This is a genomic window from Flavobacterium ranwuense (genome assembly GCF_004349315.1).
Taxonomy (GTDB): Bacteria; Bacteroidota; Bacteroidia; order Flavobacteriales; family Flavobacteriaceae; genus Flavobacterium; species Flavobacterium ranwuense.
Genome location: NZ_SMLH01000001.1, coordinates 446,494 through 473,404, shown reverse-complemented (window position 1 = coordinate 473,404; position 26,911 = coordinate 446,494). Strand labels below are relative to the sequence as shown.

The 26,911-nt window shown below is 34.7% G+C and carries 22 protein-coding genes; 10 read left to right on the top strand and 12 right to left on the bottom strand.

Annotated features, from left to right (window positions below; all coding sequences use genetic code 11):
• Positions 1-27: 27 nt before the first annotated feature.
• The 6 genes from E0I61_RS02015 (at position 28) to E0I61_RS01990 (ending at position 10,178) form a co-directional block, all read left to right on the top strand.
• Positions 28-3,330 (top strand): DUF4175 family protein, encoded by a 3,303-nt coding sequence (locus E0I61_RS02015; RefSeq protein ID WP_132069059.1) that lies wholly within the window; start codon positions 28-30, stop codon positions 3,328-3,330.
• Complete coding sequence (ybeY, locus tag E0I61_RS02010) at positions 3,327-3,746, top strand: rRNA maturation RNase YbeY (RefSeq protein ID WP_131990839.1); 420 nt, start codon at positions 3,327-3,329, stop codon at positions 3,744-3,746. The genes E0I61_RS02015 and ybeY overlap by 4 nt, the downstream gene beginning before the upstream one ends.
• 144 nt (positions 3,747-3,890) lie before the next feature.
• Positions 3,891-5,762, top strand: coding sequence for a tRNA uridine-5-carboxymethylaminomethyl(34) synthesis enzyme MnmG (gene mnmG, locus E0I61_RS02005; RefSeq protein ID WP_132069057.1), 1,872 nt, complete (start codon positions 3,891-3,893; stop codon positions 5,760-5,762).
• Between the two features lie 192 nt (positions 5,763-5,954).
• Positions 5,955-6,803, top strand: a complete 849-nt coding sequence (locus tag E0I61_RS02000) for a class I SAM-dependent methyltransferase (RefSeq protein WP_132069055.1) — start codon at positions 5,955-5,957, stop codon at positions 6,801-6,803.
• Positions 6,804-7,048: 245 nt separating this feature from the next.
• Complete coding sequence (locus tag E0I61_RS01995; protein WP_132069053.1) at positions 7,049-7,612, top strand: OmpH family outer membrane protein; 564 nt, start codon at positions 7,049-7,051, stop codon at positions 7,610-7,612.
• 298 nt (positions 7,613-7,910) lie between these two features.
• A complete protein-coding gene (locus tag E0I61_RS01990) occupies positions 7,911-10,178 on the top strand; it encodes a helix-turn-helix domain-containing protein (protein ID WP_132069051.1) in 2,268 nt (755 codons plus the stop codon).
• Positions 10,179-10,234: 56 nt separating this feature from the next.
• On the opposite strand, the gene E0I61_RS01985 is transcribed toward E0I61_RS01990, so the two are convergent.
• Positions 10,235-11,179, bottom strand: coding sequence for an HU domain-containing protein (locus tag E0I61_RS01985; RefSeq protein ID WP_132069049.1), 945 nt, complete (start codon positions 11,177-11,179; stop codon positions 10,235-10,237).
• Between the two features lie 102 nt (positions 11,180-11,281).
• Between E0I61_RS01985 and dprA the strand changes: the two genes are divergently transcribed.
• Positions 11,282-12,382 (top strand): DNA-processing protein DprA, encoded by a 1,101-nt coding sequence (dprA, locus tag E0I61_RS01980; protein ID WP_132069047.1) that lies wholly within the window; start codon positions 11,282-11,284, stop codon positions 12,380-12,382.
• A gap of 63 nt (positions 12,383-12,445) precedes the next feature.
• Here dprA and E0I61_RS01975 read toward each other — a convergent pair whose 3' ends face one another.
• The 4 genes from E0I61_RS01975 to trpS form a co-directional block, all read right to left on the bottom strand.
• Positions 12,446-13,063: a hypothetical protein gene (locus E0I61_RS01975; RefSeq protein ID WP_132069045.1), complete on the bottom strand. Its 618-nt coding sequence runs from the start codon at positions 13,061-13,063 to the stop codon at positions 12,446-12,448.
• A 278-nt stretch (positions 13,064-13,341) separates the two neighbouring features.
• Positions 13,342-13,761, bottom strand: a complete 420-nt coding sequence (locus E0I61_RS01970; RefSeq protein ID WP_132069043.1) for a hypothetical protein — start codon at positions 13,759-13,761, stop codon at positions 13,342-13,344.
• A gap of 16 nt (positions 13,762-13,777) precedes the next feature.
• Positions 13,778-15,073: a hypothetical protein gene (locus E0I61_RS01965; RefSeq protein ID WP_132069041.1), complete on the bottom strand. Its 1,296-nt coding sequence runs from the start codon at positions 15,071-15,073 to the stop codon at positions 13,778-13,780.
• A gap of 342 nt (positions 15,074-15,415) precedes the next feature.
• Positions 15,416-16,390, bottom strand: coding sequence for a tryptophan--tRNA ligase (gene trpS, locus E0I61_RS01960; protein WP_132069040.1), 975 nt, complete (start codon positions 16,388-16,390; stop codon positions 15,416-15,418).
• A 108-nt stretch (positions 16,391-16,498) separates the two neighbouring features.
• Between trpS and E0I61_RS01955 the strand changes: the two genes are divergently transcribed.
• On the top strand, positions 16,499-17,260 hold the full coding sequence (locus E0I61_RS01955; protein ID WP_131990855.1) for a lysophospholipid acyltransferase family protein: 762 nt from the start codon (positions 16,499-16,501) through the stop codon (positions 17,258-17,260).
• On the opposite strand, the gene E0I61_RS01950 is transcribed toward E0I61_RS01955, so the two are convergent.
• The 7 genes from E0I61_RS01950 to E0I61_RS01920 form a co-directional block, all read right to left on the bottom strand.
• Complete coding sequence (locus E0I61_RS01950; protein ID WP_132069038.1) at positions 17,244-18,689, bottom strand: hypothetical protein; 1,446 nt, start codon at positions 18,687-18,689, stop codon at positions 17,244-17,246. The two genes, E0I61_RS01955 and E0I61_RS01950, sit on opposite strands and share 17 nt — an antisense overlap.
• The gene (locus tag E0I61_RS01945) at positions 18,686-19,228 is read right to left on the bottom strand and encodes an RNA polymerase sigma factor (RefSeq protein WP_131990859.1); all 543 of its coding nucleotides are present in this window, start codon (positions 19,226-19,228) and stop codon (positions 18,686-18,688) included. Before E0I61_RS01945 ends, E0I61_RS01950 begins: the two co-directional genes overlap by 4 nt.
• 14 nt (positions 19,229-19,242) lie before the next feature.
• Positions 19,243-19,653, bottom strand: coding sequence for a lipoprotein (locus E0I61_RS01940; RefSeq protein ID WP_131990861.1), 411 nt, complete (start codon positions 19,651-19,653; stop codon positions 19,243-19,245).
• Positions 19,654-19,786: 133 nt separating this feature from the next.
• Positions 19,787-20,794: a recombinase RecA gene (gene recA, locus E0I61_RS01935; RefSeq protein ID WP_131991614.1), complete on the bottom strand. Its 1,008-nt coding sequence runs from the start codon at positions 20,792-20,794 to the stop codon at positions 19,787-19,789.
• Positions 20,795-20,994: 200 nt separating this feature from the next.
• A complete protein-coding gene (locus tag E0I61_RS01930) occupies positions 20,995-21,504 on the bottom strand; it encodes an acyl-CoA thioesterase (protein WP_132069036.1) in 510 nt (169 codons plus the stop codon).
• A gap of 43 nt (positions 21,505-21,547) precedes the next feature.
• Entirely contained in the window at positions 21,548-21,931 is a 384-nt protein-coding gene (locus E0I61_RS01925; RefSeq protein ID WP_131990865.1) for a DoxX family membrane protein, read from the bottom strand.
• A 4-nt stretch (positions 21,932-21,935) separates the two neighbouring features.
• Positions 21,936-23,084: a DNA polymerase III subunit gene (locus tag E0I61_RS01920; protein ID WP_132069034.1), complete on the bottom strand. Its 1,149-nt coding sequence runs from the start codon at positions 23,082-23,084 to the stop codon at positions 21,936-21,938.
• Between the two features lie 268 nt (positions 23,085-23,352).
• On the opposite strand from E0I61_RS01920, the gene E0I61_RS01915 reads away from it, so the two are divergent.
• Both E0I61_RS01915 and E0I61_RS01910 read left to right on the top strand, forming a co-directional pair.
• A complete protein-coding gene (locus E0I61_RS01915) occupies positions 23,353-24,540 on the top strand; it encodes a phosphoglycerate kinase (protein ID WP_132069033.1) in 1,188 nt (395 codons plus the stop codon).
• 301 nt (positions 24,541-24,841) lie between these two features.
• Positions 24,842-26,905, top strand: a complete 2,064-nt coding sequence (locus tag E0I61_RS01910) for a LysM peptidoglycan-binding domain-containing protein (RefSeq protein WP_132069030.1) — start codon at positions 24,842-24,844, stop codon at positions 26,903-26,905.
• Positions 26,906-26,911 lie beyond the last annotated feature (6 nt).

The following is a 26,911-nucleotide window of genomic DNA, read 5'->3' as shown; positions in this document are numbered from 1 at the left end:
TTGGTTACAAAAAACAAAGCATAAATTTTGGAAAATCAGGAATTTATTTATCAAAAATTAGAAGCTTTCATCAGGAAGTTTTATACCAACGAATTGATACGGGGAACTATTTTCTTTGTCGGTTTAGGATTGTTGTATTTCCTTTTTACGCTTTTTGTCGAATATTTTCTTTGGCTCAAGCCAACTGGAAGAACCATTTTATTTTGGACTTTCATTGGAGTAGAAGTGTATTTGTTGTTCCGTTTTATTTTGTTTCCAATTTTTAAATTATTCAAACTTCAAAAAGGAATAGATTACAACCAGGCTTCTGCAATTATTGGAAATCATTTTACTGAAGTGAGCGACAAGCTGACTAACTTTTTACAATTATCAGATTCTGATAGTCATCAGAATAAATCGGAATTATTAGCAGCATCAATTGAACAAAAAGCCAATGCGTTGCAGCCAATCCCTTTTGGGAAAGCCATAAATTATAACGGAAACAAAAAGTATTTTCCTTTGGCTTTAATTCCAATATTGTTGTTTGCTTTCTTTTATTTCTCCGGAAACAGCAGCATGATTTCTCAAAGTTTGAATAGAGTAGTGCATTTCAATTCGGCTTTTCTGCCACCGGCTCCTTTTAAATTTGTGGTTCTAAATTCGAATCTACAAACCGAACAAGGAAAGGATTTTATACTTCGAATTAAAACAGAAGGAAAAATAGTTCCTGAGAATGCAATGATTTTTATTGATGACGAAAGTTATTTTATGGAGTCTTCGAAAGCGGGTGAATTTCAATATAAGATTGTGAAGCCTTCAGATAATATTTTGTTCCACGTGGAGGGAAATGCTATTTCTTCACCGGATTATGAATTGAAAGTGATAACCGTTCCTTCGATCGCTAATTTTGAAATGCAGTTGAACTTTCCATCGTATTTGAATAAAAAACCGGAAACAATCAAAGGAACAGGAAATGCGGTTATTCCGGAAGGAACGCGTGTAACTTGGAAAATGAATACGCAAGCGACACAAAATGTAGCGTGGATGGACGGAATTTCAAAAGCTTCTTTTTCGAAAACAGAAAATACCTTTATTTTGTCCAAAAATATACTACAAAATACAGATTATCAAATATTTACTTCAAATGATAAGGTAAAAAACTACGAAAAACTCAATTATCAGCTTACTATTGTTAAAGATCAGTTCCCTACGATTAATGTGAACAATGCACCGGACAGTTTGAAGGTGGCTAAGAACTATGTTTTAGGTCAAATCTCTGATGATTATGGTTTGTCTAGGCTTCAGATTGTGTATTACGAAAGAGAGAAACCTAAAACTGCCAAACGTGGAACAATTGCTATTAAGAAAAGTGCTTTTGACCAATTCGTATTTTCGTTTCCAAGTAATCTTCCGGTAGAGCAAGGCGTGTCTTATGATTATTATTTTGAAGTTTTTGATAACGATGCAATCCATAATTTCAAAAGCACGAAGTCTTCGGTTTTCTCTAATCGTGTTTCCACAGATGAAGAAAAGGAAGATCAAATTTTGCAGCAGCAAAACGATAACATCAACAGTTTAGAAAAGTCTTTAAAAAATCAGGACAAGCAAATTTCTGAAATGGAGAAGTTGCAAAAAACCGGAAAAGAGAAAGAAAATCTGGATTTCAAAGATCAGCAAAAAGTAAATGATTTCATAAAGCGTCAAATGAAACAGGATGAGATGATGAAAGAATTTACAAAAAAAATGAATGATAATTTGGAGCAATTCAAAACCGACAAAAAGGATGAGTTAAAAGAGGAGCTTCAAAAACGAATGGACAAAGCCGAAAAAGAATTGGAAAAAAACCAGAAGCTTTTAGACGAACTGAAAGAACTGAACGATAAAATTCAGAATGAAGAGTTGTTGTCTAAATTGGATAAATTCAAACAAAACAGTAAAAACCAAACCAAGAATTTAGAACAGTTAGTGGAATTGACCAAGAGGTTTTATATAGAAAAGAAAGCAGAACAATTAGGTGACAAACTAGACAAGCTTTCTGAAAAACAAGATAAATTATCTGATGAAGAAAAGGAAAATAAACTAGACAAACAAGAAGACATCAATGCTGAGTTTGACAAAATCCAAGATGATTTTAATGATTTAGAAAAAGAAAACAAGGAATTGAAATCACCTTTGGACTTGCCTAAAGATGATGCTAAAGAAAAAAGCATTGATGAAGATTTAAAGAAAGCTTCTGAGGAATTGAAGGAAGATAAAAAAGAAAAGGCCAAGCCAAATCAAAAAAGCGCTTCCAAAAAAATGAAAGAGATGGCGCAAAAAATGGCACAAACTTTGGAGGATGGAGATATGGAACAGTTGCAGGAAGACGTTGCAATGTTGCGACAAATTCTTGACAACTTATTAGCGTTTTCTTTATCACAGGAAGACTTGATGAACCAGTTTAAAAAGCACAAATCCGGATCTCCGGCGTTTAATAAAAACATTAAAATTCAACAGGATTTAAAACAACAGTTCAAGCATGTTGACGACAGTTTATTTGCGATGTCATTACGTAATCCAAAAATTGCGGAGGACATCACCAAAGAAATTGGCAATGTAATTTACAACGTCGATAAATCATTGTCCAGTTTAACTGATGCTCAAGTGCCAAAAGGTTTGTCACACCAACAATACACTATCTCAGCAGCTAATAAACTAGCGGATTTTCTAAGCGATATGCTTAACAATATGCAAATGCAAATGTCAGGAATGGGTTCTGGGAAACCGAAGCCGGGTCAAGGTCAAGGAATGCAACTGCCGGATATTATTAAAAAGCAAGAAGGTCTTGGCGAGAAAATGAAGGACGGAATTAAAAAAGGAGAGAAGCCGGGCGATGGTGAAAAAGGACAAAACGGGAAACAAGGTAAGCCTGGAGAATCGGGTCAAGACGGAGAGGGTGGCGAAGGTGATGCGCAAGCTATAATGGAAATTTATAAAGAGCAAAAGAAATTACGCGAAGCATTGCAAAACGAATTGAATAAACAAGGATTGGGCGGTAATGGACAAAGTGCTTTGGAACAAATGAAGCAAATTGAAAAGCAATTATTGAATAAAGGTTTTAAGAACGAAACGCTTCAAAAGATACTGAATGTGAAACAGGAATTATTGAAATTGAATTCCGCCATTCAACAACAAGGCGAAGAAAACAAGCGTCAGTCTGAAACGAACAAGAAGGAGTTTAATAATCAATCTAATGCGCTGCCAGCTGCTTTATTAGATTATTTAAATAGCATTGAAATATTAAATAGACAATCCTTACCTTTGCGCTCGAATTTTAATCAAAAGGTTCAAGAGTATTTTAATAAAAAATGATCAATTTTAATTACGAAACCGACTTTAATTTAGACAACGAAGAAGATATTACGACTTGGTTGGAGAATGTTATTGCTTCGGAAAACAAGAAAGAAGGAGAGATAAATTACATCTTTTGTGATGATGAGTATCTGCACAAAATTAATGTTGAGTATCTGGATCACGATACATTAACTGATATCATCAGCTTTGATTATTCTATGGGTAATGAATTGCATGGGGATATTTTTGTTTCTGTCGAAAGAGTAAAAGACAATGCTGCTGATTTCAAGGTTTCTTTTGAGGAAGAATTAAAGCGCGTTTTAGTACACGGAATTTTGCACTACTGCGGCTATAAAGACAAAGGGGAAGCCGAAGAGCTTTTGATGCGTTCTAAAGAAGACGAAAAGATTGCTATGTTTCACGTGGAACAATAATACGGTTTTTAAATTCCAAACCTAAAGTGTTTCACGTGGAACATATCGTTTAGGTTTGAAGAACATGTATGCAATGTTTCACGTGGAACAAAAAAATAGATTTCAAAATTACAATCCTGAATAGGGGTTAAATTATAAAAGAAGATGTTTCTAGATGAATATGATGTAATCGTTGTTGGCGCAGGACATGCCGGTTCTGAGGCTGCGGCTGCTGCCGCAAATCTGGGTTCAAAAACCTTGCTGGTTACAATGAGCTTGCAGAACATTGCCCAAATGTCATGCAATCCAGCGATGGGTGGAATTGCCAAGGGACAAATTGTACGTGAGATTGATGCGTTGGGTGGATACTCTGGAATTGTTTCGGACAGGACTGCAATCCAGTTCAAAATGCTGAACAAATCCAAAGGGCCTGCAATGTGGTCGCCACGCGTTCAAAGTGATCGTATGCGTTTTGCCGAGGAGTGGAGAATGATGCTCGAAGGAACTCCAAATCTTGATTTTTATCAAGAGATGGTGAAAGGTTTGATTATTGAAAACGGAAAAATAAAAGGAATCCGAACTTCGCTTGGAGTAGAGATTCGATCTAAATCGGTTGTATTGACCAATGGAACGTTCCTGAATGGTTTGATTCATATTGGCGAAAAACAATTCGGTGGCGGAAGAGCAGGCGAGAGCGCTGCGTATGGAATTACCGAAGATTTAGTCGCTGCTGGTTTTCAATCGGGACGAATGAAAACTGGAACGCCTCCAAGAGTGGATGGACGTTCTTTGGATTATTCGAAAATGAACGAAGAAAAAGGAGATGCTAAGCCGGATAAGTTTTCATATTCGGATGTGACTTCGCCGTTGATTCATCAGAAGTCTTGTCACATGACCTATACGTCTCTTGAGGTACACGATATTTTGAGAGAAGGTTTTGATCGCTCTCCCATGTTCAATGGAAGAATAAAAAGTCTTGGGCCAAGATATTGCCCGTCAATTGAAGATAAAATTAATCGTTTTGCAGATAAGGAAAGACATCAATTGTTTGTGGAGCCGGAAGGATGGAATACGTGCGAGGTTTATGTAAATGGATTTTCTACGTCACTTCCTGAGGACATTCAATTCAAAGCGTTGAGTTCTGTTGCTGGATTTGAGAAAGTAAAATTCTTTCGTCCGGGTTATGCAATCGAATATGATTATTTTCCGCCGACACAATTGAAACACACCTTGGAAACAAAGTTGGTTGAAGGATTATATTTCGCCGGACAAATAAATGGAACAACGGGATATGAAGAAGCGGCTTCTCAAGGATTGATGGCTGGAATAAATGCCCATTTAAAAGTGCATGAAAAAGCGCCATTAATTTTAAAAAGAGACGAAGCCTACATCGGAGTTCTGATTGATGATTTAATTACGAAAGGAACAGAAGAGCCATACCGGATGTTTACGTCTCGTGCGGAATACAGAACATTATTGCGTCAGGATAATGCCGATTTCAGATTAACGCCAATGTCGCATGAAATTGGTTTGGCTTCAGAAGCGCGTTTGCGTAGAATGGAACACAAACTAAAGGAATCTGAAAAAATGGTCGCTTTCTTCAAAGAAACAAGCGTTTCTGTTGCGGAAGCAAATCCTATTTTAGAATCTAAAGATACGGCACTGATTTCGCAAGGGGATAAAATGTTCAAAGTGTTTTCTCGTCCGCAAATTGATTTGGACGACATGATAAAATTTGAAAAGGTTGCAGCTTATATTGCGGAAAATGATGTTGACCAGGAGATTTTAGAACAAGCCGAAATTCAGGTGAAGTATTCTGGTTATATCGAAAAGGAAAGAAATAATGCGGATAAATTACTTCGATTGGAAGATGTAAAGATCCCGGATAATTTCGACTATGAGAAAATAAAGTCCATGTCGATTGAAGCTAAACAAAAATTAAGCAAGATTCGTCCGGTAACTATTTCTCAAGCTTCACGAATCAGTGGTGTTTCGCCAAGTGATGTTTCGGTGTTGTTAATTTATATGGGACGTTAGGATTTTAGATTTTAGATTTAAATCTGGGATCTAAAATCGTTAATCCTCAATCTGCAATCAATTTGTTCCACGTGAAACTACGCTGTGAAGCCTTGTTACAATTGAAGAATCACAAAAATAAAAAATTCAGCCCTGAAAGTATCCGTCGGTGATTTCAGGGTTTAGCTTAAAATATAAAAGCACTATTAATTAATGGACATTTTAAACCAACAGCCTTTTTTAACCGTTAAAGATTATTCTGTCTCTCAGGAAATTTTCGATTTATATCATGATGAGAAATTAGACATGCTGATTACGACTCCGCAACCCAGTTTAGAAAATTTAGGAAAGTATTACGAAAGCGTTGATTATATTTCGCATACTGACAGCAAAAGGTCTCTTTTTGAAAAAGCATACCATTTTGTAAAAACTATTGCACTTAAAAATAAGTTGAATCTAATTAATTCATTGCAATCTAATAAAGGAAGTATTTTAGACATTGGTGCCGGAACAGGAGATTTTTTGTCTGTGGCCAAAGAAAACGGTTGGTATACCACAGGAGTGGAGCCAAGCGAAAAAGCAAAAGCCATTGCAAAAAAGAAAGGCGTTTCGTTTGTTGGGGCAACCAGTGAATTAGAGAATCATTCTTTTGATGTAATTTCGATGTGGCATGTTTTGGAACACGTTCCTAATTTGGATAACCAAATCAAAGAATTGAAACGACTATTAAAACCAAATGGAACTTTAATAATTGCTGTACCAAATTTCAAATCTTTCGATGCAAAACATTACGGAAAATTCTGGGCAGCGTACGATGTGCCGATTCATTTTTGGCATTTTTCTAAAACGGCTATAAAAATGCTTTTCGAAAAAGAAGAAATGAAATTGGTTAAAGTGCTTCCTATGAAATTTGATTCTTTTTACGTGAGCTTACTTTCGGAAAAATACAAAACCGGTAAAATGAATTATATAAAAGCCTTTTTTGTCGGATTACAATCGAATTGGGAAGCCAAAAAGAATTTTGAGTATTCTTCACACATTTACATCCTAAAAAACAACTAAAAATCATTTTAAGCACATTTAAGCGTGTTTTTTGACTAAATCGAGGGTGACTGTCGGAGTTTTAAACTAATCCGTTTATTTAAAAGATATATGTGCCACTTTTAATAGTCATAAATTATGCATTCATAAATCACAATAATAAAATCTTATATCATAAATATTTAGCATTTTTTAAACTTTATGTCAATGCTACCTATTTTTTTATATTTTTGTCACCAATACTTAAAAATTAGAAATTAACCAAAATGAAAAAAGCATTAGTAATTATCGCACTTTCAATTTCACTTGTTGCTTGTAATAAAGCTGCAGAAGTTAAGGAAGTAAAAACAGCTTATGTAGACACTTCTGAATTAATGAAAGAATATACAGAGGCAAAAGACCTTGAAGCAAAATATAAAACAAAGGCAGAAGAAAAAGGAAGACAATTAGAAGCTGAAATTAATCGTTTCAAACAAGAAGCGGCAAGTTTTCAAGCTCAGGCGCAAGCAAACGGTCAAGCTTGGGCACAACAAAAAGGTGCTGAATTGCAAAAAAGAGAGCAACAATTGAGTTACGCACAACAAGCGTTGTCTCAAGAATTGCAACAAGAAAGCGGAAAAGAAATGGATTCTTTAGTAAGCGGAGTGAAAAAATTCATCAAAGTGTACGGTAAAGAAAAAGGATACGCATACATCTACGGTACAGGTGACGCGGCTTCAATTTTATACGCTGAAGACAAATTTGATATCACAAAAGAAATCATCAAAGCCTTGAACGATAAATACAAAGCACCTGCTAAAACCGAAGAAAAAGCAGAAGCTAAAAAATAATTTTTTATATTAATTCAAAAAATTGCCTTCGTCTATAGTTAGATTGAAGGCATTTTTTTTTAAAGCTATTTCCCGCTATCTGCTTCAATCTCTCTTTTAGAAAGTGTTTTTTCGTACCCATAAAAGGAGCTTCTTTTAGTCGCTATTTTTCGGCCATAAAAAAATCATTTTCTAAATTTCGAGGATTTCCGCTGCTATCGGGGCTAAAAAAAATTCGAATTACAATTCTAAAATGTTTTCCAAAAATTAAAATAGTATTCCTAATTTTCAATACTTTAGCTTTATATATACTCGCCCAATGCAAACCATTTCAGAAGCCGCCGCTTATACGTTACGATTCATCAATCAAACCCATCGATCGGTTTTCCTCACCGGGAAAGCAGGAACGGGAAAAACCACCCTTTTACGAGAAATTATCCAAACCACGCACAAGAATACCGTTGTTGTGGCACCTACGGGAATAGCCGCGTTAAATGCCGGCGGCGTTACGATTCACTCCATGTTTCAGTTGCCGTTTGGAGGATTTATTCCAGATAATTCATCGCCTCAATTTTCCGAGAACACCAAATTTGAAACCAAAGCCACGTTGCGCAGGCATTTCAAAATGAGTGGTTTGAAGAAGTCAGTGATTCGTAATATGGAATTGCTGATTATCGACGAAGTGAGTATGCTTCGTGCCGATTTACTGGATGCGATGGATTATATGATGCAAACCGTACGTAAAAAAAATAGTGCTTTTGGTGGTGTTCAGGTCTTGTATATTGGCGATTTATTGCAGTTGCCACCGGTAATTCGGGACGAAGAATGGCGTACGCTGAAAACGTATTACAAAGGAAAATTCTTTTTTCATTCGCATGTGGTACAGCAAAATCCGCCTTTATATATTGAACTGTCCAAGATTTTTCGCCAGACCGATGATACGTTTATTTCGGTTTTGAATAATCTGCGCAACAACCAGATTTCCCAGCAAGACATTCAAACCTTAAACCAATACGTAAAACCCGATTTTGATTTAAAGGCAAATAAAGGATACATCACACTAACCACACATAACAACAAAGCCGATACGATGAATGCGCAGGCTTTGGAAGATTTAGAAGGAAAGGTAGTGATTTACAAACCGGAGATAACCGGAGATTTTCCGGACAAGATATTTCCCGTGGAACAACAATTGCAGTTGAAAGTAGGCGCACAAATTATGTTTGTAAAAAACGATTTGTCCTTTGATAAACACTATTTCAACGGAAAAATGGGAATTATCAAATCGCTTTCGAGTCAGGAAATCTTGGTTTATTTTCCGGAAGAAAACAAAACCATAGAAGTCGAAAAATACGAATGGCAAAACATCCGCTACAAAGTAGATGAAACCACGAAAGAAATTGAAGAAGAGGTTTTGGGAACTTTTGTGCATTATCCCATCAAATTGGCATGGGCAATTACGGTGCATAAAAGCCAAGGATTAACTTTTGATAAAGCGGCACTTGATGTTTCGCAAGTTTTTCTTCCGGGCCAAGCTTATGTCGCATTATCGCGTTTGCGTTCGTTAGAGGGGCTTGTTTTGCTTTCTCCGTTGCGTATGAATGGCATTTCAAACGATCAGGATGTGATGGATTATTCATTAAACAAAGCCTCGGATTCGTTTTTAGAGAGTGCCTTGCATTTTGAAACCAAAAATTTCATCCATAACTATCTGATAAACACCTTCGATTGGAGTGAATTGGCTCAGGAATGGCGCAATCATAAATTCAGTTACAGCGAAAAATCAGAAATTTCAGAAAAATCCAAACATGCTGTTTGGGCCAAAAAGCGAACGGAAATCATCGAACAGCTTTTGGACCCGTCCAAGAAATTTATTTCGCAATTGAATACCCTTTTTGGTCAGGAAACAGTCGATTTAAATCATGTTTCTGAACGCATTCAAGCCGCATTCAGTTATTTTTTAAAACCTATGGATGATTTGGTTTTTGAAATCCTTTGGAAACTGGAAGAAGTAAAGCGCATCAAGAAAGTAAAAGCGTTTTATGATGAATTAATCGTTCTGGAAGAATTGCAAACCAAAGCCGTTCTGCGATTAATGAAAGCCAAATTATTGATAGAAACCGTTGTTGCGGGAGAAACCATTTCGAAAGAGAAATTGACCTCCTCAGAAATAAAAAAATACATCAGCCGAAAAACGGAAGCCATACAAAATCAATTCAAGGAAGTAAATATCACGCTGATTGAAGACGAAAAAGACGTGGAACGCTATACTTCGAAAAAATCAAAAACAGCAGCACCTAAAAAATCAACGGTTCAGGAAACGTATGAATTGTGGGTGGAAAAGAAATCAATTGAAGATATAGCGACAATCCGAATGTTGACGAAACAAACAATTTATTCGCATTTTGTAAAGCTGATACAAACCAAAGCAGTTTCAATTTCGGAGGTTTTACCGGAGGATAAAATGCAGGATTTGGCAGCAGCGTTTTCGGGATATAAAGAAGAATCACTGAATACCTTGATGGAAAAACACGGTCATAAATTCTCCTGGGAAGAAGCCAGAATGTATAAAGCGAGTTTGAATTAAAACAACAAATCGCTAAAATGAAAAAACCCTATTCGGTAAGAATAGGGTTTTTGTTTTTATAAGGATTGAATCAGTATCCAAGCCTCTGGATTGTGCTTTTTCTGAATTTCTTGCTTTGCTTTTTCGGCCTCAGCAATTGTAGAATAACTACCATATAAAACTGGAAAAAAACCGTTTTTGTTAGGAGCGATACGTTTGGCATCGTAACCTAAACGATTTAAAATTCGCAACGTCTTATTGGCATTTTTTTCTTCTCTATACACTCCAGCCATAATATGATACGGCATTTTTGTTTCTTTAGTCGATTTAACGGATAGTGTTACAGCCGGAACTGGACTTTCGATGAAGAAAGTGGCTTGCTGAATTTTATTTTGAACTTGTTTTTGAACGGCAGTTTCAACAAGAATCGTTTCTGAGGCGATTTGGTTTTGGTACATTGGATAACCAACACTTCCTGCAAGTCCTAATCCTAATACAAAAATAGCGGCGTATTTTAAATACGGATTTGCTGTTCTAGTTTCAGGAACCAAAGAGATTGTTGCTTTATCTTCAATTGCTTCTAACTCTTTTTCGAAGATTTCTCTTTTTACAAGTGGGGAAACAAAAGGAGCCAACCCAAAAGAACTGATTAAATAATTCGTTTGATCGTACGGAGTGAAAACTATATTTTTATCCGCATTCAAACGAAGATCTCCCACATTTTTTATAGAAAAAAGTTCATTTTCTTCTAATGCTTTTTTCCAATTAAAAACTTCATATTGAATCGCGCTTACGGCATATTCATAAGAAGTTTTCTCTGCTGAAGCGATATGATTGGCTAATAACCCATCATTGTTTTTCAAATTAGCATTGAAAGCAATCATTTTTTTGGGTGGAGAAAATGAATTCGTGCTTTCGTTTAACTGAGCCGACTGAACTTCGGTCAAAAAAGCTCCGAAACCTGGAACGGTTACACATTGATAACGGTATAAAAGCTGCGCGATGTATAGTTCGATTTTCATACTTACAAAGTTATACAACGAAAATAGTTATCAAAATTTTATTCACAATTTTTATTAACAATCCGCATAAAAATTTATACATTTCACTTTCAAATAATTAGCATGAAAGAGCAGGATTTATTTTATTTATTGGCATTGCAAAGAATTGAAGGAGTGGGCGATATAATGGCCAAAAAACTGCTTACCCATTTTGGTACTGCAGAAGCCGTTTTTAATGTAAAGGCATCGCAACTTGCTGCTATTGATGGAGTAGGATCTGTTTTGCTGAAAAATTTAAAGGATAAATCAGTTTTCGAAAAAGCAACTCAGGAATTGGAGTTTATAGAAGCAAATGAAATCAACGCGGTTTATTTTCAGGACTACGACTATCCGGAACGCTTGAAACATTGTATTGACGGGCCACTTTTATTATTCAACTCGGGAAATATCAATTTAAAAAACAGGAAAATAATCAGTATTGTAGGAACGCGACAAATTACGTCGTATGGAACTGAATTTTGTAGAAAACTAATTGAAGATTTGGCTCCGCTGGATCCTATAATCGTAAGCGGATTTGCGTATGGTGTTGATATTGTCGCACATCAAGCGGCGATGGAAAATAATTTGCAGACAATAGGAGTGGTGGCACATGGTTTGAACCAAATTTACCCGAAAACCCATAAAAAATATGTGGCCAAAGTGGAACAAAACGGTGGTTTTATGACTGAGTTTTGGAGTTCATCCAATCCGGATAAAGAAAATTTCGTTAGAAGAAACCGAATTGTTGCTGGTATGTCTGAAGCGACTATCGTCATTGAATCAGCCGATAGAGGTGGTTCATTAATCACGGCAAATATGGCGAATGACTACAACCGTGATGTTTTTGCGGTTCCGGGACGTGTTACGGATAAGTACAGCCAAGGGTGCAATAATTTGATAAAAACCCAAAAAGCAAATGTCTTGACGAGTGCTGCCGATTTGATTTATATTTTGAATTGGGACATTCAGAAGGAAACAAAACCAGTACAAAAACAATTGTTTGTGAGTTTAGATAGTGACGAACAAAAAGTATACGATTACCTTTTGAAAACGGGAAAAGAACTGATGGATATTATCGCCTTGCGTTGTGATTTTCCTATTTATAAAATCTCAGGAATGCTGTTGAATATGGAACTGAAAGGTGTAATTCGACCTTTACCGGGGAAATTATTTGAGGCGATTTGATAAAAAAAGGCGCTCGTTTTTAAAAGTGCCTTCAGTTTTTAAGTCATTTAAATAAAATGATACCTATTTCGCTTCTTTTATTAGTTTTTGATAATCTACTGTTTCAAATGTAAATTCTGGGACTTTGTTATCCGTACATTCATTTACAATCATCTGAAATTCATTAATTTTATTTTGGTCAATCATGAGCTGGTAACTAATTTTTTCCTCCTGAGTTTGGTATTTAAATATGGAAACCATTTTTAATTTATCAATGATGTATATATCAACCGAAACAATTTTTTTATCTAAATCTATATAGGATAACCCATAATGGGAATCTTCTACTTTTTTAAGTTTTGAATTCAATTTGTAATTGTTTAATTCAAAACCATAAAAATAAATTTGGTTTTTTGATAAATAAATTGATGTGTTGGTTCCCAAATCGCAAGGTTCGTATACATAATAATTGCCTTTATGGACATGCAAAGGAACCCATTTTGCAGGTAAATCAAGAATTTTGTTATCCCTCGATTCTTTTACAAATGAACGATATTTAACGTCATTTTTATTGGGTTCAATATAAATTTTGTGATTGTTATCTTTCAATAAAAAAACAGTATCTGACGCAGTTTGTGCCGATAAACTAACAGTTAATAAATGTGTTAAAATTGGTAGTAAATAAAGGTATATGTTTTTCATCTAATGGATTTAGTGTTATCTAAAATATTCCGGAAGTTGCCTAGTTATAAATCTAAGAAAATATTTTATTAAAAAAACATCTATTTTTAGTGATATTTTGATGTCTTTATTCAATATGGAATTGAAAGGTGTTATACGACCTTTGCCAGGGAAATTGTTTGAGGCGATATAAAATAATGACCCTTTCTAGTTGGAATAGAAAGGGTTATTATTTATTTTTAAACTAAATAGCTTCAAAGCCTAATCTTAGATTACTGTTGTATTTTCAAAGTATTTATTTAATCTTCTATTCGTTCAATAACTTTGATTCTTATTACAGTAAGATCACCATATTTTTCTACATCCTCTTTTGACCATAAATATTCTTTTCCTTGTGGCCTTTCATTAAAATTCCATTTCAAAGGTTCTTTTACATATACATATAAATTTATATGTTTTCTTCCAATTACTTTTCGTTTTATTTCATCTCGACTGATGAAATTAAAAGCAAAATAAGACGGATCGTCTTTAGTTCCTAGAACATTTTTTATTTCTGGTTTGATTTCTTTCAGTAAATTTTTTAAAGGTTTGTTGATAAATTGTTGTTCATTGTTTTTTAATAAGTGCACATCTTTTATTGTTTGAACCATATGTTGTGCTTTACAGCTATAGTTGATTAAAAGGAATAGTATTGCGAAAATTTTGAGGGTGTTTTTCATGATTTTAAATTAAAGGTTAGTTGCAATCTTTATTAGTATATATTGTATTTCCGTTCATATCTATAATCGCTTCAGGTATAATAGGATAAAAATTACCATTATTATCTTGTTTGAGTAAAGTTATACCTGAATTATACTTATTTAAAATAGAAGCTATCGCCGATGTACGGGCTTCAGTTGACTCACCCAGTTTTGCTCTCAGATCTACTATTTGATTAAATATAAAGGATGGGAATTCTGGGCTATAGTTAGGTACTTGATCAGCAGGATATGCAGTTACAAAAGCTTGTGCGGCTGCCAAGTCTGTAACGACTATAGCATAGACTTCACCATCTGTTAAAATATAAGTAGTTGTGAAATTACTGCTTTTTACATTCAATTGTACACTGGTATAGATATCTCCTGAAGAAAGTGGCGTATTATTTGGATGGTTGTGTAAGGCAGCAAAAGCGCCGGGCCAAGTTGTGTTTGTTTTTACGATATATTGTCCACCATTATTCATTGGTGCCTGTGTTATTTTACCATCAGCGTCTTTACCTAAAGTAATACTATGTTCTTCCGTTGCTGTTGCTGTTGTAATTTCATTAAAAGCTGATAAATATTCTGTATCTTTTGAAATGGTTGAAGTTTTTTCAGCAGCGACGCAGGGATCCTCTTTGACAGGTTCAGCTTCAGAAGACGAACCACCTGAACCACCGCCTCCACCACCAAAATTCCATTCCATTCCGGTTCCATTGCTGTTATCGTTATAAGCGGACCAATCATAGAGAACATTATATTCAATTGTATTTGAACTATTTCTAGGAGGAATAATGACCTCATTTAATTCTTCAAATTCTACTCCGTCAATTATAATAGTTCTATTTTGTATTCTAAAAGAAGCATTAGTTGTTGTTCTTATAACAAATCGTGAAACAAAGGAACCGTTTTTTACCCGAAATGCGTTTACAAATTCGCCATCAATTGTAGTAATCATTATTTTTCCAGAGAAATCTTTCTGTTTAGTGTCTTTATCGGGATACATGCTAAAAACAGCACTTTTTATAGTGTCTTTTATTTTTAGCAATAGCATTCTGCTGTATTCTTGTTTGATAGTGTTAGATAAAGGGATTACAGTTATTAATTGGTCACTATTTGTGATTTTCTCCTGGGTTATGGCGCTAAATATAGGATACGAAACCGTTTTCTTTCCTGATTTAGACCTGCTTTTTAGAGGATTTTGCTTCAAGAAAGAAATTGCCTCTTCAATGCTGACAGTTTGTATTATATTTTCCTCTCTAACTACATCTTCCTCTACTTGGCAATTGCTCAACGTTATTGCTAGAACAAAAATAAGTAGAAATTTGCTAATGTAGCTTTTTGGTTTTTGGTTTTTGGTTTTTGGTTTGTTTCATAGTTTGATTCGTAAAGTTAAGACTATTTATCCTAAAAGTTGTTTACAAAAATAAGAAGTGCTTATCGTAATTCAAATACCCACTTTTAATGATGTTTTAAAAAAAAAATCCCTTTCCGGTCTCTAAACCAAAAAAGGATTTCTATAAACGCGAAATAATTTTAACATATAAGTCATATAAGCTTTTGTAAAACAATCTCACATTAAACTATAGTAACTTTAAAAAAACTTACATGACTTATATGTTTTAAAAATGGATTGTTACACCTCAAATCCTAATTTCTCTCTCACTCTTCCTAAAACACCATTAGCAACAATTGTTGCTTTTTGAGCGCCAATCTTTAAAAGTGCATCTACTTCATTAAGATTATTGATGTAGTAATTGTATTTTTCTCTTTCAACTTTGAAAGTGGCTGTGATTAATTCAAATAAGGCTTGCTTGGCGTGACCGTATCCATAATTTCCACCAAGGTAATTGGCTTTCATCGCTGCAATTTGTTCATTGTTTGCCAATAAAGAATAAATAGCAAAAGCGTTGCACGTATCCGGATTTTTAGGGTCTTCCAGCGGTGTGCTATCTGTTTCAATACTCATCACTTGTTTGCGTAGTGTTTTATCGTCCAAAAAAATATTGATAATGTTATTGGCTGATTTACTCATCTTTCCGCCATTGGTGCCCGGAATCAACATGCTGTCTTCCTGAATTTTGGCTTCGGGAATTACGAATGTTTCTCCCATTTGATGGTTGAAACGGGATGCTACATCACGAGTAATTTCAAGGTGTTGCAATTGGTCTTTTCCTACCGGAACCAGTTCAGCATCGTATAATAAAATATCGGCAGCCATCAACATTGGATACGAAAACAAACCGGCATTTACGTCTTCCAGTCTATCCGCCTTGTCTTTGAAAGAATGCGCTAATGTCAAGCGTTGAAAAGGAAAAAAACAACTCAAATACCATGATAATTCCGCTGTTTGTGGCACATCTGATTGCCTGTAGAAAACTACTTTGTCCACATTCAAACCACAAGCAAGCCAAGCTGCAGCGGTACTGTAGGTATTGGTTCGTAAGGTTTCGCCGTTTTTTATTTGTGTTATCGAATGTAAATCGGCAATGAAAAGAAAGGATTCGTTTTCAGGTTTATTTGATAATGCTATTGCGGGAATGATTGCTCCAAGTAAGTTTCCTAAATGCGGTGTTCCTGTACTTTGAACGCCTGTAAGTATTTTTGCCATTATTTATTTTTTCTTAACCGTAATCCCGATAGCTATCGAGACGCAAAGTTTTTTAGCAAATTTAATTCTTTTATTATTATTCGCCTACGATTTCTTACTTTTGAACTTATGAGAGGATTAAAAATTGTTTTTTGGGTACTGTGGCGGATATGGTTTTATATTTTGATGGCCATTCCCATATTGGTGATGTTTCCTTTTTTGGTTTTGTCTATTTTGACGGAAAGCGGTTATCCTTATTTTTTTAAGATGGCTCGTATTTGGGCAAAATGTATTCTTTTCGGGATGGGATTTTATTATAAAATAGATAAAAGTGAAGAACTGGAACCTCATAAAAGCTATATGATTGTTGCAAATCATACCTCAATGGCCGATATTATGCTGATGCTTGTCACAATTAAAAATCCATTTGTTTTTGTAGGTAAAAAAGAATTGTCAAAAATTCCCTTGTTTGGATTTTTCTACAAAAGAACGTGTATTTTGGTGGATAGAAGTTGTTCTAAAAGTAAAATGGAAGTCTTTAATCGTGCTCAAAAAAGAATCAATCAAGGATTGAGTATATGTATTTTTCCAGAAGGCGGTGTTCCAGATGACGAATCGGTTTTGTTGGACACTTTCAAAGACGGTGCTTTCCGATTGGCGATAGAACATGAAATTCCCATCGTTCCTATTACTTTTGCCGACAATAAGAAAAGATTTTCCTATACTTTTTTCAGCGGAAGCCCAGGGATTATGCGTGTAAAAATGCATTCACACATAGAAACTTTGGGGAAAACTGGCGTTGACCGGAAAGAAATTCGCGAAGAAGTACGCGAAATAATATACAATCAACTAATAGCTTTCGATTCTAATCCAATTAAAAGCTATAGCTAATACCGGAATACAATCCGATAAATAGTGGTTTAAAGTCACCTGAGTTGTTTGAAAATGTATTCAATTGATATTTAACCATTGGTTCCACATTAATTTGGAATGATTTTATAATTTGGTACTTAAATCCTAAACCCACATTAGTACTAAAATGGACTTGATTCAAGTTTTTTGCTTCTCCTAATTTTACATTGGTTTCAGATGAAACTAACGATATTTTATTCTGGCTGAGAAATAAAGTACTTAAGCCTCCAATAATGTTGATTCCAAATTTTTTATCCAAAACAGCATAGGAAACTTCCAAAGGGATTTCATAATAGCCCATTTTTTGATTGATAGCACCTGTATTCGTTTTTTGCAAGCCTTTTTCAAAAGTGATTAAGCCGTTCAGAGCGGATTTGTTTTTAATCTCAATTAATGCATTTGAAGAATAATTAATATTTGCAAGATTATTGTTTGCCAAACCGGTTGAGTAGACTACGTTATTGGTGTTATATCCCAATGAGAGCTTGTTAATTCCGCTTCGTAAGGCTACTTTTTTAGAAACAGCATAATTTACCCCAATACCAAAACTTAAGCTGTTATCGGCTGTTTTTTGATTTTCTGAAAATTGAGGGTCAATGGCGGAACCGCCTGAATTCGAATTCAGATATACAGCTGCGATGTTTGGCGTAATTTGCCACTTGTTTTTCTGGTTAAGAACCACAACTTCTTTTTCTTCTCCTTTTTTATTTTTAAGGATTTCTTCTAATTCGTTTGGAGTTTCAACACTATTTGATGGTTGTTTTTTAGAATCTATGATGGCAATTTTAGAGTTTTCACCCTCTTTTAAACCACTTTTTTCGAGTGTTTGATTTTGCGGAATATTTTCAAATTGATCATGGGTTTTTGTGCTGTTTTTTTCAGCGTTAACAGCCGTAAATTTTAGGTTGTTAGTATTTGCTGCTGTTTGTTTTAGCGGTGAATTATTTTTTTGGAAATAAACAACAGAACCGTTCTGATTCTTCTCTTTGTTCGAATTGATTTTAAATCTATTAGGAGATATAATTTCTTTTTCATCTGTTTTTCCTGTTTTAATTTTGTTTACTACGACCTGGGGAATTGTTTTCACTTCTAAAGGATTACGCTCTTTTTTTGTTTTATCAAGAGTAGAATCCTTTCCATCAAACGAATTTTTTAAAATTTTCGTGTCTATAACGACACCGTTTTTTATTTCAATGGTATTGTTTACAACGGTGTTCAATGCAAAAAAACCTAAAAGAAAAGCAGCAGCAATCCCAGAAGATTTTATCCAAAACGGAATTACTTTTCTGTCTTCCTCTTTTTCTTTTAAAGAGGCCTGAATATTTATCCAAACCTGTTTACTTGGCTCTGATTCAAAATCTTTGAATCGCTCTTGAAACAATCGGTCTATATTTTTTTTATCGTTCATTTTGCCAATGAATTTATTTTAATTTTTGTATGATGATCAATTTTTTCTTTCAAAATAGTTCTTGCTCTCGCAAGATTTGACTTTGTGGTTCCAGTACTTATTTTGAGCATTTCGGAGACTTCTTTATGGGAATATCCATCAAGTACATAGAGACTGAAAACTAATCGATACTGGTCTGGTAACTCTTGAATGATTTGCATGAGATAATCGATAGAAATATTTTCGTCTTCAATTTCGACTTCTTCCTCAGGAATATTGTCGTTTATAACCTCCATATATCTAACGCCTCTGAATTTTTGAAGGGCGTTGTTAATTAATATTCTCTTTGCCCATCCTTCAAAAGAACCTTTAAAATTATATTGTTCAATTTTACCAAAAATAATTAAAAACCCATCCTGTAGATTGTCTTCGGCATCTGCATAATCTCTGGAATATTTTAAACATACCCCAAAGAATTTTTTAGAAAACAATTGGTACAATTGCTCTTGCGCTTTGGGGCAGTTTTTTTTACATTGATTAATTATTTGATCCAATACCACAGTTTTTACCGATATTAATTAGTCACTGGAATTTCAACTTCTTCAAATATATTTTGACCATTGGCGTCCTCACCTTTATAAAACTTAAAAATATAGGAGCCGGTATTGGTTACGTAAAAATTGAAAGAAACCTCTATTGGCTCCGTAGTTAAAGGTTTGCAATTTGTACTTTCAAGAACGGTAGTTTGTATACCAATTGTTCTTACGTTCAAATTTTTATCGTAATAGATTCCTTGAAAAGAATGGCAATCTGAAGGTTTTTTGTACTTCAATTTTATTTCATAGGTTTGTCCTAAGGTGAAAGATTGAGGCAATATGTAACTGTCTATCGGGAGTACTTCATAACTGTAATTAGGTTGATCATCGTCAATACTACAACCCGTTAGGGTCAATAAAAAGAGGGTGAGTAAAACAATTTTTTTCATCTTTAATAATTTAAAAGTTAATACTATTCCGTCAGTTTAAAAGTTTTTAGTGACGGTTTTCTTAATAGATGAAATTTTTTAAAAAGGTTGCGTTATAAATCAAAAAAACCCGAAAATTTTCGGGTTTTAGTTTTTATGCTTCTGCTAATTCTTTTATTCTAGCTTTAATTTTTGCTTCAAGCTCATCGGCTAATTCTGGATTGTCTTTTATTAATGACTTAACAGCATCACGGCCTTGTCCTAATTTGGTTTCACCATAACTGAACCAAGATCCCGCTTTTTTGATGATTTCAAATTCTACTGCAAGATCTAAAATTTCTCCTGTTTTTGAAATTCCTTCACCATACATGATGTCAAATTCAGCAATTTTAAAAGGCGGAGCGACTTTGTTTTTCACCACTTTTACTTTGGTTCTGTTTCCAAGGACATTATCACCATCTTTAATCTGCGTAGAACGACGGATATCTAAACGAACCGAAGCGTAAAACTTCAATGCATTTCCTCCCGTAGTAGTTTCGGGATTACCAAACATTACACCAATTTTCTCTCTTAATTGATTGATAAAGAAAACAGTACAATTTGTTTTGCTGATGGTCCCTGTTAATTTACGTAATGCTTGAGACATTAAACGAGCGTGAAGACCCATTTTAGAATCTCCCATTTCTCCTTCAATTTCACTTTTTGGAGTCAATGCGGCAACCGAGTCAATTACTACAATGTCAATTGCGCCTGAACGAATCAAGTTTTCTGCAATTTCTAAAGCTTGTTCCCCATTATCTGGTTGCGATATGATTAGATTTTCGATATCTACGCCTAGCTTTTCTGCATAATTTCTATCGAAAGCGTGTTCTGCATCAATAAAAGCAGCAATTCCACCCGCTTTTTGAGCTTCGGCAATGGCATGAAGTGTTAAGGTTGTTTTTCCAGAAGATTCCGGACCATATATTTCAATAATTCTACCTCTTGGATACCCGCCAACGCCTAACGCTAAATCGATTCCTAAAGATCCTGATGAGATGGTTTCCACTTCCTCAATGGCTTTATCGCCCATTTTCATCACCGTTCCTTTTCCGTACGTTTTGTCTAGTTTGTCAAGCGTAAGCTGTAGCGCTTTTAATTTGGATTCTTTCTCTGTACTCATCTTCTCTTTTACCTTTTCTTTCATCGATTTGTATTATTTTATAACTCTAAAAAACTGACAGGATGAATAATTATCCTGAAAATTTTATTTGTGTACGAATATTTGTTTTCGTAAAAATACTTCTTTTTTTAATGTGAATTTTCTCTTTCAAAAATATTTTAAATTTAAATTTCAGTAAAAAAATAAGTTAATCCTACTTGTTATATGAATAAAGCTTTCAGCTCTGTAGCATCTTCAGGTTTTATTTTTCCAGCCAAAAGTAAGCTGAGTTGCTTGCGTCTTAATGCAGCATCAAAACGTTGTTTTTCCAGCTCTGTTTCCGGAATTATTTGCGGCACTTCTACAGGTCTTCCGGTATCATCAACTGCAACAAAAGTATAAATCGCTTCATTGGCTTTAGTTTTGTTACCAGATTCTCGGTCTTCTACCCAAATATCAATAAAAATTTCCATAGAACTTTTGAAAGATCTTGAAACTTTTGCTTCAACAGTAACGACACTTCCCAGCGGAATGGCTCTGTTAAAGGCTACGTGATTTACCGAAGCCGTAACTACAATTCTTCGGGAATGTCTTCGTGCCGCAATACTCGCTGCGCGATCCATACGGGCCAATAATTCACCACCAAAAAGATTATTTAAAGGATTGGTCTCACTTGGTAAAACCAAATCAGTTAATATCGTCAGGGATTCAGAAGGATGTTTTGGACTCATATTTTTATATAAAATGGAATTGTTGTTTTGTATAATGATAGTTTTAGTTTAACCAATAAACGGCCAATATTGCAGGGATAAAATAGATGACAATTGTTCTGGCGCCATCATAATCTTTAGCCATTCTTTGTCCGAAAAGCAACATCAATAAAGTGATACAGGAGAATACTGCTCCGTAAAAACCGAATATTCTTCCGTTGTTTATGAATAATTCAATACAGCCAACTACACATAAAATACCAGAGATTAATTCTAAAATTAAAATGTTAAGTAATGCTAATGGCACATGATTCTTTAATGGAGTTTTGGCAAAATGACCTTTTAACCAGCCGACATTGTCTTTCCAATAAAACAGTTTGTCGTAACCGGATTGTAGAAAAGTAATGGCTAGAAAAATTAAAATTAAAATCGAAGTAATGTTGTTCATTTTTTTATTTTTTGTGAATTATACGCGTGAGTTTTATAGATAAATCGGTTAAAATAATTTTAGCATTTCCGTTGCGCTCGATGTGATACACGGCATCCGAAAGTTCTTTAAAAATATCATTTATATTGTTGCCATTTACAAAAGGGGCAAAATTCTCCAATTTGAATTTTTCTACTTGTGGCTCCATGTAAACTAAGCTTGGAGTTTGGTAATTCAGTAACAATGCCTGACGGAACATATCGATACAAAAATGTAAAAATTTCTTTTGGGTTTCTCTTCCCAAACCTGCAATTTGCTCGCTCCATTGAATCAAATCCTGAATGGCGGCGGCATTTCCTTTGGCTCTAAAAGCAGCACGAACCCAATCAACAAACCATTTTTCAAAAAAAACAGATTCGCTGTCCGGTTGTAATAATTGCAATGCTTTGTTGTAATTTCCTTGTGCTTGATGTGCTATTTTTAAAGCTATTTTAGAATCCGTATTTTCTTTTGAAACCAAAGCCTCTGCAATAATGGTTTGACTTAATCCGTTAAAATGCAGGACTTGGCATCGGGAACGAATGGTTTGAATTATATCTTCTTCGTTTTCTGAAATCAGGATAAAAACCGTTCTGTCCGTAGGTTCTTCGAGTAGTTTCAATAATTTATTGGAAGCGGCAATGTTCAATTTGTCGGCCATCCAAATAATCATTACTTTGTATCCGCCTTCGTAGGATTTTAAAGCGAGAGATTTCAAGATTTCCTGAGCATCATCAACCCTAATTTCGCCTTGTTTATTTTTAACGCCTAGAGTTTGATACCAATCAAACAAACTTCCGTACGGGTTTTGGTTTAAAAACGCTCTCCATTCCGTGATAAAATCGATGCTTTTGGGTTTTGTTTTTACATCTTCAGTACTTACGGTTGGGTAAATGAAATGCAAATCAGGATGCGAAGTTTTCTGAAATTTGATGTTACAGGCCTCGTTTAAACTGGAGTTTTCCCCGTTTTGATTGCTGCAAATAATGTATTGTGCATAAGCAATTGCCATGGGTAAAGTACCGCTTCCTTCAGGGCCAACAAACAACTGCGCATGTGGAATTCTTCCCAAATCAGCACTTCTTGTCAAATGACTTTTAATGTGTTCCTGCCCTAAAATTTCTGAAAATTGCATAAAGCAAAGATAGCAGAAAATGGTTTAGTCTAAAATTTTCGGATGCAAAGTTTCAGGAAAAGCACGTTTCAAAATGCTATCAAACACGTTTTTTTTTCAAATTTATTTTAACTTCTATGGGATTAAAAATAGTTAAAGCGTTAAAAAAGCGAATTAATTGTTGGTTTACAACGATTTCGTTGACAAAAGCTATTTTTTTCAAATTTATTAATAATTTAAAAGTTCTATATTTGTTATTCTTTCAAAAAACAAACTAAAAAAATACCTGATGAAAACTTTAAATGATTTTGATTTTGCAGCTAAAAAAGCAATAATACGTGTCGATTTTAATGTGCCTTTGGACGAAAATTTCAATGTAACGGATGCCACTCGTATCGAAGCGGCAAAACCTACAATTGACGCCATTCTTGCTCAAGGCGGAAGCGTAATCTTGATGTCACATTTAGGCAGACCAAAAGGTGTTGAAGAGAAATATTCATTGAAACACATTCTGAAAACAACTTCTGAAGTGCTTGGAGTACCAGTTCAGTTTGCTTCCAATTGTATTGGTTCAGAAGCTGCAACTGCTGCTGAAAAATTACAGGCAGGTGAAGTTTTATTATTAGAAAATCTACGTTTCCATGATGAAGAAGAAGCTGGAGATGTTGCTTTCGCAAAAGAATTAGCGTCACTTGGTGATATTTATGTAAACGACGCTTTTGGAACAGCACACAGAGCACACGCATCGACTACAATAATTGCACAATTTTTTCCTACTGAAAAATGTTTCGGATTATTACTAGCTAAAGAAATCGAAAGCTTGAACAAAGTTTTGAAAAACAGTGAAAAACCAGTAACAGCAGTTCTTGGGGGGTCTAAAGTTTCTTCTAAAATTACGGTTATCGAGAATATTTTGGACAAAGTAGACCACATGATTATTGGCGGTGGAATGACATTTACTTTTGTAAAAGCATTAGGAGGTAAAATTGGTAATTCTATTTGTGAAGATGACAAACAAGAATTGGCATTGGAAATCTTGAGATTGGCTAAGGAAAAAGGAGTTCAGATTCACATTCCTGTTGATGTTGTAGCAGCAAATGCTTTTTCAAATACTGCCGATACTCAAATTGTTGACGTTTCAGCAATTCCTGATGGATGGCAAGGACTTGATGCAGGACCAAAATCTTTGGAAAACTTCAAAAAAGTAATTAGGGATTCTAAAACAATCCTTTGGAATGGCCCACTAGGCGTTTTTGAAATGGAAAATTTTGCTAATGGAACGATCGCTTTGGGGAACTTCATTGCTGAATCAACGGCAAACGGAGCTTTCTCACTTGTAGGTGGTGGAGATTCTGTAGCAGCAGTAAAACAATTTGGTCTGGAGGACAAAATGAGTTACGTATCAACTGGTGGTGGTGCTATGTTAGAAATGCTCGAAGGTAAAGTATTGCCAGGAATAGCAGCTATTCTTGACTAATAAAGGCATTGCTAAACAAATAAAAACCGTTTGATTTGTAATGATTTCAAATACAAAAACGGTATCAGAATTAAATGAAAACCTCAGTGATACTATTTATCGCTGAGGTTTTTTTTACATTAAATTTTAAGAATTGATTTTTTAAAGGGATTTTCACCTCCAAAATCAATGAAAATTCTTTACAAATGCGTGAAAGATTGTATTTTTAACAATATTTATAGAATTTTTTAGTTTAAACCTGTTAAGTTTGTAAAAACAAGCTTTGTAATCATTTGAAATATAGGTCATTGATCGTAAAAATATGAATATAAAAAATACCGCCTTATCGTTTTTTCTATTAGCATCAGCGCATTTATTTTCGCAAGAAACAGTTGTAAATAAAGACTTCGCAAAAGTAGAAACAAAACTATCTTATTTAGATTCCATCAAGAATACCTTCGTAAAAGATGACTTAGCATCTTGTGTTGACAGTTTGTGGATGAAAGAATTAACAAATCTGGATTTATACAACAACCTATCGGATGATATTAAGAACATTAATATGGACCAAATGGTGGATTATGAATTACCTACTGCGCTTTTGAAAGAAAGATTGGCGGCAATGGATGCCAAATCACCTTTCAATATTGAGTACAATCAAGGTCTGGAAAATATCATTAAGTCATTTCTAAAAAACAGAAAGAAATCTTTTGAGCGCTTGATGGGCACATCAGAATATTATTTTCCGCTTTTTGAAGAAGCTTTGGCGAAACAAAATGTTCCTTTGGAGATCAAATATTTGGCTATTGTAGAATCGGCTTTAAATCCAAAAGCAATTTCTAAAATGGGTGCCACAGGACTTTGGCAGTTTATGTATCAAACCGGAAAACAATACGGGTTGAAAATTGACTCCTATATTGATGAACGTAGCGACCCATTGAAAGCCAGTGAAGCCGCGGCGCAATACATGACAAATATGTATAAAATATTTGGCGATTGGGACTTAGTTTTGGCCTCTTATAATTCTGGTCCTGGGAATGTTGCTAAAGCCATTAGACGTTCTGGAGGACAACAGAATTATTGGAATATCAGAAAAAATCTTCCCAAAGAAACTCAAGGATATGTACCCGCTTTTCTCGCTACAATGTACATTTATGAATACCACAAAGAGCACGGAATTATTCCTAACAGAGCGTCAGTAAAACATTTTGCCACGGATACTATTATGATTAAGAAACAGATGACGTTCAAGCAAATATCGGATTTGTTAGATGTTCCGGTGGCGCAATTGCAGGTTTTGAACCCATCTTATAAGCTAAATGTGATTCCGTTTTATCACGATGAAAATCATTATTTGAGATTACCACAAGAAAAAATAGCCGTTTTTGTGTCAAATGAAAACCAGATTTATGCCTACACTCAATATGAATTAAGCAAACGTGAAAAGCCATTTCAGGTTGAAAAAACAATGGTCGTAAAGGACACTGCTAATTATATAGCTCAAAGAGTTGCGCTTGCCAAAACAACATATTATAAAGTTAAACGTGGAGATAATCTGAGTATAATTGCCGGTAAATATGACGTTGATGTTGCTGATATAAAAAAATGGAATAAACTCAGAGGCAATGCTTTGGCTTATGGTAAAAGTTTAAAAATAGTGATGGGTCAAACTGATGTAGCGGCCGTTAAGAAAGAGCCTAAAATGGATCAAGTTCCTTCAGATAAAATTTCGAGCAATCAAAGAGTAGTTGCTTCTGAAATGAAAGCAAATAAGGATGATAAAACGAAAAAAACGGTAGAACCAAACACATTTTCTTCTAATGCAACAGCATTTTACGTGGTTCAAAAAGGAGATAATTTAGGAAGCATTGCTAATAAATATGATGTTACCGTAGCCGAAATCCAAGAATGGAATCACCTTTCAAATGATAATGTACAGTTAGGAGTTACATTGCAAGTTGTAAAAAAAGCGTCAGACAGTAAAGAAGAATTAGTTTCAGTTCCCGAACGAAAAGACATTGAATATGTTGTTCTGCAAGGAGATAATTTAGGGAGTATAGGTAAGAAATTTGGCGCTTCATTAGCGGATTTAAAACAATGGAATAATTTACCGGACAATACTATTGGCATAGGTGCCACTTTGATTGTTGCCAAAGATGAAATAGTTATCAATACAAATAAAGCAACGGTAAGTTCATTTAAGAGAAAAACAAATATCGCCGAATCCTATAAAAAAGAAGCGATTGATTACTATGTGAAAAAAGGAGATTCCTTGTATAGTATTTCTAAAAAATATCCAGGAGTAACCATCTCGGACTTAAAAAAATGGAACGGTATTCGCAGTGAAGAACTCAAGCCCGGAATGAAGTTAAAAATAAACGGATAATACGAT